Origin of the sequence: Flavobacterium sp. M31R6 (assembly GCF_013284035.1) — a bacterium.
GTDB lineage: Bacteria > Bacteroidota > Bacteroidia > Flavobacteriales > Flavobacteriaceae > Flavobacterium.
This window is the reverse complement of record NZ_CP054141.1, coordinates 2,059,569-2,076,559: the sequence shown is the minus strand read 5'-3', so window position 1 is coordinate 2,076,559 and position 16,991 is coordinate 2,059,569. Positions and strand designations below refer to the sequence as shown.

Below are 16,991 nucleotides of genomic sequence, written 5' to 3'. Positions count from 1 at the left end.
GCTAAAGAAACTAAAAATCTAATCCCTCGAACAAACCCAAAAATCTAATTTATTGTTATTTTTACAAAAAATACAACGAAATGCGTCGAATCACCTTACTGTTTTTAACTGGAATTATACTTTCATTTTGCTCTTGTCGTAGTGATTTTGAAACCGTGGCCAGTACTGGTGATTTAACTTTTTCAAAAGACACGGTTTATTTGGATACGGTTTTCACCAATTTGAGTTCGAGTACATACGCCCTAAAAGTGTATAACCATTCCAAAAATGACATCAATATACCGATCATTAAATTTGCCAATGGAGCAAACTCAAGATACAGAATGTCCGTTGATGGTGCTCAGGGTAATCAAGGAAAGATGTTCGAAAATGTTACACTATTAGCCAAAGACAGCTTGTATATCTTTATAGAAACAACCGTAGAAAGTGACAACACTACCCCAACCGAATTTCTATATACCGACCAAATTGAATTTGACAGTGGCGCAAATCTTCAGAAAGTGGAATTAGTAACTTTGGTGCAAGACGCCATTCTATTATACCCAAAACGTAATGCAGACGGGACCACAGAAACACTCCCAATTGGAAATGAAAAAATAAGTGGTTTCTATTTGGACAAAAATGATCCAATTCACGGTAACGAACTTATTTTCACCAACAAAAAAGCCTATGTAATTTACGGATATGCCGCCGTTCCCGAAGCTGAAACCGTAACTTTTGAAGCAGGAGCAAGAGTTTATTTCCATTCTGATTCGGGTCTAATCGTACCCAAAAATGCTTCAATGCACATTAACGGAAGTACATCCACAACTGATAAACTAGAAAATGAAGTGATTTTCGGCGGTGATCGCCAGCAACCGGATTTTGGTTATATTCCGGGACAATGGGGCACTATTTGGTTGCAAAACGGAAGCACCAATAACACAATTCAAAATCTAACACTCAAAAATGCTACTGTTGGACTATTTATCGAAGGCAATGACGGAACAACCATGCCTATAAAAAACACACAGATTTATAATTGCACCCATTATGGAATTCAAGCCAAAAATGCTTTAATCGAAGGAGAAAATATTGTTATTAATTACACAGGACAAGCCAGCTTAGCCTGTACTTATGGTGGAAATTACAAGTTCACGCACTCAACTTTCAACAACGACTGGTCTAGTCCTGAACAAGCGGCAGTTTATATTAGCAATTATATAGATGGTGCCACTCCAGAAACCAGGGACCTTACTGGAGCAACATTCAACAATTGTATCATTTACGGTTCGTATTCGAACGAAATGCTTTTGGACAAAAAATCGGGGGCTGCTTTCGTATACCAATTCAATAATTGTTTAATCAAATCAAACAACACCAAAGATCCAGATTATCAATTTGACACCGATCCCGTGCATTACAACGCTATTATTCTAAACAAAGATCCAAAATTCTTTAACCCAAATATCAACAATTTCAATATCGACGATACTTCTTCCGCTTTCGCAAAAGGAAATTCAACTTATTTAATACCACTTGACATACTAGGAATTACCAGAACACTTCCACCAGATTTGGGGGCTTATCAAAGTAAACCGTTTCCGAAAAGCAAGTAAGATTACAACACAGATTGCACAGATTAACACAAATTTCTTTGTCTAAAAAAAACACACAAACTTCTCATCCTGAGTTCATTTACCCCCAGATTCAGCATTAGAATTTATTACGCAGAGGCACAAAGGTTCGCAAAGTTTTTTAAGCTCTATTCAAAGAATTTCATTTTCCTTTGCGCATCTTTGCTAGTCCTTTGCGCAACTTCGCGGCATTTTTTCTAACGCGGAATCTAGGTTTATTGTTTTTCAAAACAGAAAGGCCTGGCATTGTTCTTTCTCGCGAAGGCCCAAAGACGCAAAATTAAAACCGTTTTCTTTGCGGCTTAGCATCTTTGCGAGAGCTCTATTTTGAAAAATTCTACTCAAAATTCGTGCTAATTTGTGAAATTCGTGTCTATTTCTTTATAAATCTAATTTTTCAAAGACTTTGCTTTTCACATTTGCTCTTACTATATATTTAACCTAAATTTGCACCGTTAAATACAACAAACTACACAACAATGATCCATTTCTTTGAAAACCAAAGCAAAACTGTTTTTGCAGTACAAACGCAAAACGAAATTTCGGCTCAAGACATTTCAAAACTTAACTGGCTTTTTGCAGATGCAAATAAAATAGAAAAATCCGTTTTGTCGGATTTTTTTATTGGACCACGTGCCACAATGATTACCCCTTGGAGTACCAATGCGGTAGAAATCACCCAAAATATGGGAATTTCAGGAATCATTCGTATTGAAGAATTCCAGAAAGCAACGGCCGATTTCAATGATTTTGATCCAATGCTTTCCCAAAAATACACCGAGTTGAATCAAGATATTTTCACGATTCACATTCAGCCTGAAGCTATTTTGAATATTGATGATATTGCTGCTTATAACAAAACAGAAGGCTTGTCTTTGAGTCAGGAAGAAGTAGAATATTTGGATAATTTGTCAACTAAATTAGGTAGAAAATTAACGGATTCAGAGATTTTCGCTTTCTCTCAAGCCAATTCAGAGCACTGTCGTCACAAAATTTTCAATGGAACTTTTGTTATTGACGGTGTGGAAAAAGAAACTTCTCTTTTTAAATTAATCAAAAAAACATCTCAGGAAAATCCTAACGATATTGTTTCGGCTTACAAAGACAACGTTGCTTTTGTAAAAGGACCAAGAGTACAGCAATTTGCTCCAAAAACTGCCGACAAACCTGATTTTTACGAAATAAAAGAATTTGATTCGGTTATCTCTTTAAAAGCAGAAACTCACAATTTCCCAACAACTGTAGAGCCTTTCAACGGAGCTGCAACAGGATCAGGAGGAGAAATTCGTGATCGTTTGGCTGGAGGACAAGGTTCGTTGCCAATGGCAGGAACGGCTGTTTACATGACTTCTTACTCTCGTTTATCAGCAAACAGACCTTGGGAAGACGCCGTTGCCGAAAGAAAATGGTTGTACCAAACTCCAATGGACATCTTGATCAAAGCTTCAAACGGAGCTTCAGATTTTGGAAATAAATTTGGACAGCCACTTATTACTGGTTCAGTTTTAACTTTCGAACACGAAGAAAACAATCGCAAAATTGGTTACGATAAAGTAATCATGCAAGCAGGTGGAATTGGTTACGGAAAATTAGATCAAGCCATTAAACATAAACCAAAAGAAGGAGACAAAATCGTTATCCTTGGTGGTGAAAATTATAGAATTGGAATGGGTGGTGCTGCCGTTTCATCAGCAGATACAGGTGCTTTTGGCTCAGGAATTGAATTAAATGCCATACAACGTTCCAACCCAGAAATGCAAAAACGTGCTGCCAACGCCATTCGTGGTTTGGTAGAAAGTGACAATAACCCAATCGTTTCTATTCACGATCACGGTGCGGGCGGACACTTAAACTGTCTTTCTGAATTGGTAGAAGAAACAGGAGGATTAATTGATTTGGACAAATTGCCTGTTGGAGACCCGACACTTTCTGCAAAAGAAATTATCGGTAACGAATCCCAAGAAAGAATGGGATTGGTTATTGGTAAAAAAGATATCGACATTTTACAACGAATTGCTGACAGAGAACGCTCTCCAATGTACCAAGTGGGTGATGTAACTGCCGATCATCGTTTTACTTTCGAATCAAAAACCACTGGTTTAAAACCGATGGATTATGCTTTGGAAGATTTCTTCGGAAGTTCTCCAAAAACGATAATGACAGACAAAACCATCGATTACAACTATGGCGGTTTAGAATATAACGTAAAAAATATAGCAACATACTTGGAGCAAGTACTGCAATTGGAAGCTGTTGCCTGTAAAGACTGGCTGACAAACAAAGTCGATCGTTGTGTTGGCGGAAAAGTAGCCAAACAACAATGCGCAGGACCATTGCAATTGCCATTGAACAATTGTGGTGTTATGGCTTTGGATTATCAAGGAAAAGAAGGAGTTGCGACCTCAATCGGACACTCTCCTATCGCCTCTTTGATTGACCCTGTTGCGGGAACAAGAACTGCAATTGCCGAATCGTTATCAAACATCGTTTGGGCTCCCATTAAAGACGGGTTGAAAGGAATTTCATTGTCTGCAAACTGGATGTGGGCTTGTAAAAACGAAGGTGAAGATGCTCGTTTGTACGCCGCCGTTGAAGCCTGTTCAGATTTTGCAATCGAATTAGGAATCAACATTCCAACTGGAAAAGATTCACTTTCGATGAAACAAAAATATCCAAACGACGAAGTAATCGCACCGGGAACGGTAATTATTTCGGCTGGTGGAAACTGTACAGATATTAGAAAAGTAGTGGAGCCTGTTTTACAAAAAGACGGTGGTTCTATTTATTATATTAATTTGTCCCAAGACGACTTCAAACTAGGAGGTTCTTCTTTGGCACAAACACTGAATGCAATCGGAAACGAAGCACCAACACTTAAAGACGCTGCGTTTTTCAAAAATGCATTTAATACATTACAGGAATTGATTTTAGACAATCAAATCTTGGCTGGACACGATATCGGAAGCGGTGGTTTGATTACTACTTTATTGGAAATGTGTTTTGCTGATGTGGATTTGGGAGCCAAAATTGATTTCTCAGTTTTCGAAGAAAAAGACATTATCAAATATCTTTTTGCAGAAAACATAGCAGTAGTTTTCCAAGCCAATTCAGACGAAGTAGTTGAAGCTAAATTGAATGCCAACAATGTTTCTTTCTTCAAATTAGGAAGCGCAACAACCGAAGCTACTTTAGACTTTGGCCCTTGTAAATTGGATATTGCGAAATACAGAGACATTTGGTTCAAAACCTCTTTCTTGTTAGACCAAAAACAATCTAAAAACGGAACAGCACAAGCTCGTTTCGACAATTATAAAAACCAAGTATTAAACTATACTTTCCCAACTCATTTTACAGGAAAAAAACCTGTTATTGACGGTTCAAAACCAAGACCGAAAGCAGCAATCATCCGTGAAAAAGGAAGTAACTCTGAGCGTGAAATGGCGAATGCAATGTATTTGGCAGGTTTTGACGTAAAAGACGTTCACATGACCGATTTGATTTCGGGACGTGAAAACCTGGAAGACATTCAATTCATCGGAGCTGTTGGAGGATTCTCTAATTCAGATGTTTTGGGTTCTGCCAAAGGTTGGGCCGGAGCATTCAAATACAACGAAAAAGCAAATACAGCATTGAAAAACTTCTTCAAAAGAGAAGACACTTTATCTGTTGGAATCTGTAACGGTTGTCAATTGTTTATGGAATTAGAACTGGTGAATCCAGAGCATGAAGTTCACGGAAAAATGCTTCATAACGACAGCCACAAACACGAAAGTATTTTTACTTCGGTAACTATTCAGGAAAACAAATCGGTGATGTTATCGACTTTAGCAGGAAGCACTCTTGGAGTTTGGATTTCACATGGTGAAGGAAAATTCAATTTGCCATACGCAGAAGACCAATACAATATCGTTGGGAAATATGGTTACGAAGGATATCCTGCGAATCCAAATGGATCTGATTTCAACACTGCAATGATGTGTGACACAACAGGCCGTCACTTGGTAATGATGCCGCACATTGAGCGTTCTACTTTCCAATGGAACTGGGCACATTATCCAAAAGACAGAAATGACGAGGTTACTCCTTGGCACGAAGCCTTTGTGAATGCAAAAAAATGGATCGACAATACAAACAAGTAAGATTTTAATAATTAAAATTTTATTTCCAAATAAAGCCCGTCTCTAACTTTTTTCAGAGACGGGTTTTTCATGAAGATTTTTGCCCTAAAATCTGAATTAACCTAAAAAACCACCAATGAATACCATCAAAAACCTTTTTATTATAGGTCTACTACTTTTAATAACTCCAGTATTTGCACAAATTTCAGATGAATCTTTAAAAATTAATCCTATGTTAGAATTGTATGGATCTAATGCAAAAACTTTAGGATTAAAAGGGAATGTAACACAAATGCATGAGCAGCAATTTTCGATAAACTCAAAAGGGAACGTAACAGGTGATTCTGAATTGATCAATAATTTTTATAAATTTTACCCCGAAGGTTCAACCAAAGAATTTGAGCAAAATTATAAGTATGTGCTCTCAAAAAAGCACTTTTTCAGCTACACCAACAAAGGTTATATTTCGCATATAGATATTGAGACTGTCAATGTTGGCAAAAATAAAGATACAACCGAAACCAATTTGGACAATGAAACTCAAACTCCAGATTTTTCTATGGCTGATTACAAATATGTACAAAAGAAAAACATTTTGTACAAAGGAGAAGAAGTTATCAAAAGTTCGCCAAAAAAGGCAACTACCAGAAATGAGTACTTTTATCATTTCAATGATGATAACCAAATCTTCCAGATTGATTACCAACCTACAGATTTATCCACAAAATACATCTACGATTCTAATGCACTGGTAAAAGAAGTGCATACTATTAAATCAGGCATTTTATCCCATAAAAATATTTATAAATACGACCATAATAATAGGCTAATCAAGATTGCAACAATTAATTCTGATAACAATACAAAATACCCAAACAAAGAAATCATTTTGACCTACAAACTTGACGAAAAAGGAAACGTAATCGAGAAAAAAATGGTGACCTATCTTTATAACAATAAAGGTACCAAGGAGTTTCTTGAAGGATTTTTAATTTTATATAATTATACCTACTTGTAGTTTTTTATCTAAAATTCCGTTTGTATCTTAGCCAAAAGAATAAACATTTAACCTTACCTAAAAAGCAACGCCCCTTGCTTTTTAGACTTTTTTAAAATCAACCTACACCCATGAAAAAAATTACTTTGCTGCTTGCTGCACTTGTATTAAGTGCAACACATTCCTATGCCCAAATTAAAGTTGCCAAAATCAGAAACAAGGACAAAGACCACTATATCGCTACAGTCATTGGCTATCCTGTTACCGGTCTTTATACTTTTGTAAATCAAGTTGAGCCTATAACAATCCTCAATGCTGACGGCACAGGAATTATGCAAAATGAAAATCTTGTAAAAGAAAATATCCTTTGGGGAATCGAATGTTCGGAATCTGGAGTTCCTATTTTTAAAGAAGGATTCAATAGTGCTTCTTACTCTTTTTGGTATAAAAAAAGTGATACGACCAAATCAAAATCAGAGGATGAAAACGAATGGATTTTACAACAATTTTCAATTCATCATGACAAAATGAAGATGTTCATTTCTGGAGAGAGAGTAAAAGAATATATCGAATAACAATATTCTGTATCAAAAACCGTAAATACTTGTATATCTCCTGTTTCGCAAATTATTTTACTCCAAAACCAATTAAAAAAGCGTTTTTCTAAACTCAATTCATCTAATTTAAACAATTTTAAGAAATCGATTTCGTTGATTACCAATAATGTAATTATATTAATCGTAATTAATCATTAGAAAATAAAAATTATTATTAATTTTTATTTAATTTGCGAAAAAATTTAACAATCATACAATGAGAACGATTACCCGTCTTTTTGATTTCCCTTACTATCAGCTTGAAAATTACAACAAATTAGATGCTTTGGTTACCAAGCAAGGTGATGTTTGGGTAAAAACCTCAACCCAAGAATATCTTGATAAAGCCAATGCAATTTCTAGGGCATTGCTAAGGATGGGCATACAAAAAGACGCCAAAATAGCTATCATTTCAAGCAACAATAGAACGGAATGGCATATCATGGACATTGGTATTTTACAAACCGGCGCCCAAAACGTACCGATTTATCCAACTATTGCTCAAGAAGATTATGAATATATTCTAAATCATTCTGAAGCCATGTATGTATTTGTTTCGGATATTGAAGTATACAATAAAGTAAATAATATAAAGGCGAATGTACCTTCCCTAAAAGAGGTTTTTTCATTCAATGAAATTGGGGGATGCAGAAACTGGACTGAGTTATTAAATTTAGGTGAAGACAAAAGTAATCAGGATGTTGTTGAAGATAGAAAAAACAATGTAAAACCAGACGATTTAGCGACTATCATTTATACATCTGGGACAACAGGACGACCAAAAGGAGTTATGCTGTCACACAGAAATATTGTTTCAAATGTGCTTAACAGTGCTTCCAGAATTCCATTTGAAGCAGGAAAAAGTGTGGCATTGAGTTTCCTTCCTATCTGCCATATTTTCGAAAGAATGATTTTGTATCTATATCAATATTATGGTGTTTCAGTATATTTCGGAGAATCCATAGACAAGATCAGCAGTAATCTAAAAGAAGTAAGACCAACTGTAATTACTGCCGTACCTAGACTTTTGGAAAAAGTATACGATAGTATTCTTGCAAAAGGAACCGAATTGAAAGGAATTAAAAAAATGCTTTTCTTTTGGGCTATCGATTTAGGACTGCGTTACGAGCCTTATGGAGCCAATGGTTTTTGGTATGAATTCCAATTAAAAATTGCCCGCAAACTAATTTTCAGCAAATGGAAAGAAGGTTTGGGAGGTAACTTAGATTTAATGGTTTCCGGAAGTGCCGCTTTACAGAAAAGATTATCACGCGTATTTGCCGCTGCCGAAATTCCAGTTATGGAAGGTTATGGATTGACCGAAACTTCTCCTGTAATTACTGTAAATGACATGAGAAACAGAGGTTTCAAAGTTGGGACTGTTGGAAAAGCCATTGACAACGTTGAAGTAAAAATTGCCGAAGACGGTGAAATTCTTTGCAAAGGTCCAAATGTTATGATAGGTTATTACAAAGATCCTATAAAAACAGCAGAAGCTATCATCGACGGATATTTCCATACGGGAGATATTGGTAATGTTGATCAAAACGGATTTTTGACCATTACAGACCGCAAGAAAGAAATGTTTAAAACTTCTGGAGGAAAATACATTGCACCTCAAATTATCGAAAACACCATGAAACAATCTCGTTTTATCGAGCAGATTATGGTTATCGGCGATGGAGAAAAAATGCCTGCTGCGTTCATTCAACCTAGCTTTGAGTTCATCAAAGAATGGGAAAAACTACACGGTATTGAAGTTGGGAAAACAAACCAAGAAATAATTTCCAATCCAAAAGTAATTGCACGTATTCAGGAAGAAATTGACCATATCAATCCAAAATTCGGAAATTGGGAACAAGTAAAACGTTTCGAATTAACGCCAGATGTTTGGTCAATTGACGGCGGACACCTTACTCCTACTCTAAAATTAAAAAGAAAAATCATATTGGAAATTTACAAAAAACAATATGAAAAAATATACGGTCATCCGCTGTAGACTTTTATATTTAAAAAACCTCAAAGTCCTGATAGTTACTATCGGGACTTTTTGTATTTAAAAACTTCTTATCTTCACAATTAATTAAAAATAACAGTTACGGTTTCATGCAATGAATGTATTTGAATCAAACTCTCACAAAGGCGCTAAGACGCAAAGAGAAGGTTTATAAACTTTGCGCCTTTGCGTCTTTCCGAGAAAAAAACATTACGTGATAACTGCCATAATCTATTAAAAACAAAAAATATCAACGCATGAAAATCAAAATCTACACCATGCTTTTCATCAGCCTACTTTTTATTGTGGGCTGTAAAGAAAAAACCGAAGACAGCGTAAAAGCCAATTATCTGGACTTCTCCAAAAGGGATGACCAATTTACGGGCGGTATCAAAATGATTCCTATCACCACTCCAAAAGGAACTTTCAAAGTTTGGACAAAAACCGTGGGAAACAATCCAACTATCAAAGTATTATTACTTCACGGAGGTCCAGGCCTCACCCATGAACTGTATGAGTCATTTGACGGCTATTTCCCGAATGAAAGCATTGAATACATCTACTATGACCAATTGGGTTCCTATTACAGCGATCAGCCGAACGACAATAGTCTGTGGACAAATGAACGATTTGTGGAAGAAGTGGAACAGGTTCGAAAAGCACTCGGTTGTGATAATACAAATTTTTATGTTTTAGGGCAATCCTGGGGAGGAATCCTAGCCATGGAATATGCTTTGAAATACCAAAAGAATCTAAAAGGGCTGATTATTTCCAACATGATGGCCAGCGCACCTGCTTACAACAAATATGCTGAAGAAGTTCTTGGGCCAAAACTCCCGAAAGCTGTTTTTGAGCAAATAAAAACATTTGAAAAAAACAAGGATTACACCAATCCAAAATACACCGAACTGCTTTTTAAATATTATTATACCGAACACATTCTGAGAATGCCTGTTGACCAATGGCCGGAATCCATAAACAGAGCTTTCAAGCACATGAACCCGAATGTGTATGTCTATATGCAAGGTCCGAGTGAATTTGGAATTACAGGAGATGCCACTTTAAAAGATTGGGATGTCACTGCCCGACTTAAAACGATTACCGTTCCAACTCTGGTGATTGGGGCCAAACACGACACGATGGATCCCAAACACATGGAATGGATGTCACACGAAGTGCAAAACGGACGATTTTTGTTTTGCCCGAACGGTAGCCACCTTTCGCAATACGATGATCAAAAAAATTATTTTAAAGGGGTGATTCAATTTTTGAGGGATGTGGATAGTGGGGATTTTAAGAAGGGATAATTCATTTTTTTTTAAATGAATTACAAATAAATTTTCTAACTCAAAAAACAATCATTTTTGTTAAAACAAGAAAATACTGCGCATGCATAATATTTCCCAAACTCCTTATTTTAAAGGAGTTTTTTATTTATATTTATAAAAAATTAAAAAAAAACAAATTTTATTATGCATGCATAGTATTTTTTTTATTACATTTGAAATCGATATAGTAGAATATGAAAAACAAAACAATAGATTATATCTTAAGAGCAACTTGGCAAGCCGTATCCAGAATGTATAACGAAGAAGCTCATAAATATGATGCTACGATGGCAACTGGATTTGCATTATTAAGCATTGACAGAGAAGAAGGAACACCTTCAACAGCATTAGGGCCAAGAATGGGAATGGAGGCTACAAGCTTGACCAGAACCTTAAAATCAATGGAGGAAAAAGGGCTAATAATTAGAAAGAAAAATCCAGAAGACGGCAGAGGAGTTTTGATTTACCTAACCGATTTTGGAAAAGAAAAAAGAGAGCTTTCTAAGAATACTGTTTTGAAATTTAATGAATCCGTGAGAAAACACATCTCGGAAGAAAAGATAAATAACTTCATAGAAGTTGCAGAAATTATCAACGAACTAATTCAGAATAAAAACATATTTAATCAACAAGAAAACAGTAATGATGAAACGCACCATTAAAAAAGTAGCAGTAATTGGATCCGGAATTATGGGTTCGGGAATTGCTTGTCATTTTGCCAACATTGGAGTCGAAGTCTTACTTTTGGACATTGTGCCAAGAGAATTGACTGATGCCGAAACCAAAAAAGGGCTTACGCTTGAAAGTAAAATTGTTCGCAACCGTGTGGTAAACGAGCATTTGGCCAACTCATTAAAATCGAAGCCCTCTCCTATTTACAGCCAAAAATTCGCAAGCCGAATCACGACTGGAAACACTACGGACGATATGGCCAAGATTGCCAATGTAGATTGGATCATCGAAGTGGTTGTGGAGCGTTTGGATATCAAGAAATTGGTTTTTGAGCAAATTGAAAAATTCAGAAAACCTGGAACTTTGGTTACATCCAACACTTCTGGTATTCCAATTCATTTCATGAGCGAAGGACGTAGCGAAGATTTTCAAAAACATTTCTGCGGAACTCACTTTTTTAACCCAGCGCGTTACTTAAAATTATTCGAAATTATTCCTGGTCCACAAACTTCTTCTGAGGTTTTGGATTTCTTAACCATATACGGAGAGAAATTCTTGGGTAAAACTTCAGTTGTTGCCAAAGATACTCCAGCATTTATCGGAAACCGTATTGGTATTTACGGAATCCAAAGTTTGTTCCATTTGGTAAAAGAATTGGGATTGACTATTGAAGAGGTAGATAAATTGACTGGCCCGGTTATTGGTCGTCCAAAATCGGCTACTTTTAGAACTGTGGATGTTGTTGGATTGGATACTTTGGTGCATGTTGCCAACGGAATCTATGAAAACTGCCCAACAGACGAACAACACGAATTGTTCAAACTTCCTGAATTTGTCAACAAAATGATGGAAAACAAATGGTACGGAAGTAAAACAGGCCAAGGTTTCTACAAAAAAGTAGACAAAGACATTCTTTCTTTGGACTTGGATACTCTTGAATACCGTCCTGCCAAAAGAGCTTCTTTTGCTACTTTGGAATTAACAAAAACAATCGACAAACCAATCAACAGATTTAAAGTTTTGGTTAAAGGAAAAGACAAAGCGGGTGAATTCTACAGAAAAAGTTTCTCTGGAATGTTTGCTTACGTTTCCAACCGTATTCCTGAAATCTCTGATGAGTTATACAAAATAGATGATGCCATGAAAGCTGGTTTTGGATGGGAAAATGGTCCATTCGAAATTTGGGACGCCATTGGTGTTCAAAATGGAATCGAAATCATGAAAGCCGAAGGTCTTGAACCTGCTGCTTGGGTTACCGAAATGCTTGCTTCTGGAAGCACTAGTTTTTATACTGTAAAAGAAGGAGCTACTTATTTCTACAATATTCCAACGAAATCACAAACTAAAGTTCCAGGACAAGATGCATTTATCATCCTAAACAACATTCGCGAAAGCAAAAAAGTTTGGAGCAATAGTGGTGCTATCATCCAAGATTTGGGAGACGGAATCTTGAATTTAGAATTCCAATCAAAAATGAATACCATTGGTGGCGATGTTTTAGCTGCGATCAATAAAGCGATAGATTTATCCGAAAAAGAATACCAAGGTTTAGTTATTGGAAACCAAGCAGCAAATTTCTCTGTTGGTGCCAATATAGGAATGATATTTATGATGGCTGTGGAGCAAGAATATGATGAGTTGAATATGGCCATCAAAATGTTCCAAGACACGATGATGCGTGTGCGTTATTCTGGAATTCCTGTCGTAGTTGCTCCTCACGGAATGACTTTTGGTGGTGGTTGCGAAATGAGTTTACATGCTGACAAAGTGGTTGCTGCTGCAGAAACCTATATGGGATTAGTTGAATTTGGTGTTGGGGTAATTCCTGGCGGTGGAGGTTCGAAAGAATTGGCCTTACGTGCATCCGATTTATTCCGTAAAAACGATGTGGAATTAAATGTTTTACAAGAATATTTTATGACCATCGCTATGGCAAAAGTATCAACTTCGGCTTACGAAGCTTTTGACACAGGACTTTTACAACACGGTAAAGATATTGTGGTGGTAAACAAAGACCGTCAAATTGCAGAAGCCAAAAAACATGCGTTGTTAATGGCAGAAGCAGGTTATACACAACCTATCCGCAGAACTGATGTAAAAGTTTTGGGTAAACAAGCATTGGGAATGTTCTTGGTAGGAACTAACCAAATGGTTGCCGGTAAATACATCTCAGAGCACGATCTTAAAATTGCAAACAAACTGGCTTATGTAATGGCTGGTGGTGATTTATCTGAAGCTACATTGGTGTCTGAACAGTATTTATTAGACATTGAACGCGAAGCATTTTTATCACTTTGTACTGAGAGAAAAACGCTAGAAAGAATTCAGTTCATGTTAACCAAGGGAAAACCACTAAGAAATTAGATAATAGATAAAAGACGGATAGATGATAGACAGAGTCCGTAATGCGAAAAGTCTATCATCTATTATCTATCCGTCTACCATCTTAAAAAGAAAAAAAAATGAAAACAGCATATATAGTAAAAGCTTATCGTACTGCGGTAGGTAAAGCCCCAAAAGGAGTTTTTAGATTTAAAAGACCTGATGAGTTGGCTGCAGAAACCATTCAATACATGATGAATGAGTTGCCTGATTTTGACAAAACACGTATTGACGACGTTATGGTAGGAAACGCCATGCCGGAAGCAGAACAAGGTTTGAACGTAGGTCGTTTAATCTCTTTGATGGGATTAAAAGTAGATGATGTTCCGGGTGTAACTGTAAACAGATATTGCGCTTCAGGATTGGAAACAATCGGAATGGCAACTGCCAAAATCCAATCAGGTATGGCACATTGTATCATTGCCGGTGGAGCCGAAAGCATGAGTTTTATTCCAATGGGAGGTTATAAACCTACTCCGGATTATGCTGTCGCAAAAGCGGGACACGAGGACTATTACTGGGGAATGGGATTGACATCGGAAGCGGTGGCGAAACAATTCAACATCTCTCGTGCAGACCAAGATGAATTTGCTTTTCAATCACACAACAAAGCATTGAAAGCGCAAGCAGAAGGTAAATTTGACAAACAAATTGTGCCTATTACAGTAGAGCAAACTTTTATCAATGAAAAGGGTAAAAAAGAAACTAAATCATACGTTGTAAACAAAGACGAAGGCCCTAGAGCTGGAACTTCTTTGGAAGCATTGGCAGGTCTTAGAGCTGTTTTTGCTGCTGATGGAAGTGTAACAGCCGGTAACTCTTCACAAATGAGTGATGGTGCTGCCTTTGTACTCGTTATGAGTGAAGAAATGGTAAAAGAATTAAACCTTGAACCAATTGCACGTTTGGTAAACTTCGCCTCTGCAGGTGTTGAGCCAAGAATTATGGGAATTGGTCCTGTAAAAGCAATTCCAAAAGCCTTGAAACAAGCAGGATTGACTCTTAATGATATCGATTTAATTGAATTGAACGAAGCTTTTGCTTCACAAGCATTGGCAGTTACTCGCGAATTGAACTTGAATCCAGATATTATCAATGTGAATGGTGGAGCGATTGCTTTAGGTCATCCTTTAGGTTGTACTGGAGCCAAATTATCTGTTCAATTGTTTGACGAGATGAAACGCAGAGGAAGCAAATACGGAATTGTTTCTATGTGTGTGGGAACTGGACAAGGTTCTGCGGGGATTTATGAGTTGATGTAAAAGCCCCCTAACCCCCGAAGGGGAAATCACTAAAATTACCAACAAAAAATAAATTTACAAGTTCTTTAAAAAAAGTATAATCACATCTTTAACTTTATTTAGGTTAAAGAATTTAAAACCCTACTTACCCCTAGTAGGAATTCCCCCTTCGGGGGTTAGGGGGCTGATATGAGCGACAAAACAAGAGGTGGTCAATTCATCGTAAAAGAAACAAAATGTGAAGATATTTTCACACCAGAAGATTTCAATGAAGAGCAATTAATGATGCGTGACTCTGTAAAAGAGTTCGTTGATAAAGAATTGTGGGCACATAAAGATCGTTTTGAGAAAAAAGATTACGCTTATACACAAGAGTGTATGAAAAAAGCAGGAGATCTTGGTTTCTTGAGCGTAGCTGTACCGGAAGCTTATGGCGGAATGGGAATGGGATTTGTAAATACCGTTTTGGTATGTGACTATATTTCGGGGGCAACGGGTTCATTCTCGACTGCTTTTGGAGCTCACACCGGAATTGGAACAATGCCAATCACTCTTTACGGAACAGAAGAACAAAAACAAAAATACGTACCAAAATTAGCTTCTGGAGAATGGTTTGGAGCGTATTGCTTGACTGAGCCAGGTGCTGGATCTGATGCTAATTCTGGAAAAACTAAAGCTGTATTATCAGAAGACGGAAAAACATATTCAATCACTGGACAAAAAATGTGGATTTCGAATGCAGGATTCTGTTCTGTTTTTATCGTATTCGCAAGAATTGGTGACGACAAAAACATCACTGGATTTATTGTAGAAAACACTCCAGACAATGGAATCTCGATGAATGAAGAAGAGCATAAATTAGGTATTCGTGCTTCTTCTACTCGTCAGGTTTTCTTCAATGAAACTAAAGTTCCTGTTGAAAATATGTTGTCTGAAAGAGGAAATGGTTTCAAAATCGCAATGAACGCCTTGAATGTAGGACGTATCAAATTGGCAGCTGCTTGTTTGGACGCTCAACGTAGAGTAATCACAGGAGCGGTTAACTATTCTAATGAAAGAATCCAATTTAACACTGCAATTTCTCAGTTTGGAGCTATCCGTTCTAAATTGGCCGAGATGGCAACTTCTTGCTACGCTGGAGAAAGTGCTTCTTACCGTGCAGCAAAAGATATTGAAGATCGTATTACAGAACGTGAAGCTGCTGGTGCATCTCACCAAGAATCAGAATTGAAAGGTGTTGAAGAATATGCTATCGAGTGTTCTATCTTGAAAGTTGCAGTTTCTGAAGACGTTCAAAATTGTGCTGATGAAGGAATTCAAATCTTTGGAGGAATGGGGTTCTCAGAAGACACTCCTATGGAAAGTGCTTGGAGAGATGCTCGTATTGCTCGTATCTACGAGGGAACAAACGAAATCAACAGAATGCTTTCTGTTGGTATGTTAATCAAAAAAGCAATGAAAGGCCACGTTGATTTGCTAGGACCTGCTTCTAAAGTACAAGAAGAATTAATGGGAATTCCATCTTTTGAAACTCCAGATTATTCTGAATTGTTTGCTGAAGAAAAAGAAATGATCGGTAAATTGAAAAAAGCATTCCTTATGGTTGCAGGTGGAGCGGTTCAAAAATACGGTCCAGACTTAGACGCTCACCAACAATTATTGATGGCTGCCTCAGATATCTTAATCGAAATCTATATGGCTGAAAGTACGATCTTAAGAACCGAAAAATTAGCCAAAACAAACGGTGCTGACAAAATCAAAGAACAAATCGCAATGGCACAATTATACTTGTACCAAGCAGTTGATATCATCACTCAAAAAGGAAAAGAAAGCATTATTTCTTTTGCCGAAGGAGATGAGCAACGTATGATGTTAATGGGATTACGTCGTTACACTAAATATACGAATATGCCAAATGTGGTTGGTTTAAGAGAAACAATCACAACTAAATTAGTTGCAGAAAACGCATACTGCTTCTAATTAAATAATCTTTTTTAGTTTTTATTTGTAAAAAGCCGCTATTGTCCCTGAATGACAAAGCGGCT

General features: G+C 36.8%; 10 protein-coding genes. All 10 read left to right on the top strand.

Annotated elements, in window-relative coordinates; translation table 11 throughout:
* Positions 1 to 80 precede the first annotated feature (80 nt).
* The 10 genes from HQN62_RS08550 to HQN62_RS08505 all read left to right on the top strand — a co-directional run bounded on the left by HQN62_RS08550 (position 81) and on the right by HQN62_RS08505 (position 16,926).
* Positions 81 to 1,598: a hypothetical protein gene (locus HQN62_RS08550; RefSeq protein WP_173504027.1), complete on the top strand. Its 1,518-nt coding sequence runs from the start codon at positions 81 to 83 to the stop codon at positions 1,596 to 1,598.
* Between the two features lie 497 nt (positions 1,599 to 2,095).
* Positions 2,096 to 5,755: a phosphoribosylformylglycinamidine synthase gene (gene purL, locus HQN62_RS08545; protein WP_173504026.1), complete on the top strand. Its 3,660-nt coding sequence runs from the start codon at positions 2,096 to 2,098 to the stop codon at positions 5,753 to 5,755.
* A 115-nt stretch (positions 5,756 to 5,870) separates the two neighbouring features.
* On the top strand, positions 5,871 to 6,752 hold the full coding sequence (locus HQN62_RS08540) for a hypothetical protein (protein ID WP_173504025.1): 882 nt from the start codon (positions 5,871 to 5,873) through the stop codon (positions 6,750 to 6,752).
* A gap of 110 nt (positions 6,753 to 6,862) precedes the next feature.
* A complete protein-coding gene (locus HQN62_RS08535; protein ID WP_173504024.1) occupies positions 6,863 to 7,306 on the top strand; it encodes a hypothetical protein in 444 nt (147 codons plus the stop codon).
* A 238-nt stretch (positions 7,307 to 7,544) separates the two neighbouring features.
* Positions 7,545 to 9,326, top strand: a complete 1,782-nt coding sequence (locus HQN62_RS08530; protein WP_173504023.1) for an AMP-dependent synthetase/ligase — start codon at positions 7,545 to 7,547, stop codon at positions 9,324 to 9,326.
* A gap of 254 nt (positions 9,327 to 9,580) precedes the next feature.
* A complete protein-coding gene (locus HQN62_RS08525) occupies positions 9,581 to 10,630 on the top strand; it encodes a proline iminopeptidase-family hydrolase (RefSeq protein ID WP_173504022.1) in 1,050 nt (349 codons plus the stop codon).
* A gap of 215 nt (positions 10,631 to 10,845) precedes the next feature.
* On the top strand, positions 10,846 to 11,313 hold the full coding sequence (locus HQN62_RS08520) for a MarR family winged helix-turn-helix transcriptional regulator (RefSeq protein WP_116795580.1): 468 nt from the start codon (positions 10,846 to 10,848) through the stop codon (positions 11,311 to 11,313).
* Positions 11,297 to 13,687: a 3-hydroxyacyl-CoA dehydrogenase/enoyl-CoA hydratase family protein gene (locus HQN62_RS08515; RefSeq protein WP_173505540.1), complete on the top strand. Its 2,391-nt coding sequence runs from the start codon at positions 11,297 to 11,299 to the stop codon at positions 13,685 to 13,687. Before HQN62_RS08520 ends, HQN62_RS08515 begins: the two co-directional genes overlap by 17 nt.
* Positions 13,688 to 13,785: 98 nt before the next feature.
* On the top strand, positions 13,786 to 14,967 hold the full coding sequence (locus HQN62_RS08510; RefSeq protein WP_173504021.1) for an acetyl-CoA C-acyltransferase: 1,182 nt from the start codon (positions 13,786 to 13,788) through the stop codon (positions 14,965 to 14,967).
* A 168-nt stretch (positions 14,968 to 15,135) separates the two neighbouring features.
* Positions 15,136 to 16,926, top strand: coding sequence for an acyl-CoA dehydrogenase family protein (locus tag HQN62_RS08505; RefSeq protein WP_173504020.1), 1,791 nt, complete (start codon positions 15,136 to 15,138; stop codon positions 16,924 to 16,926).
* The last annotated feature ends 65 nt before the right edge of the window (positions 16,927 to 16,991 follow it).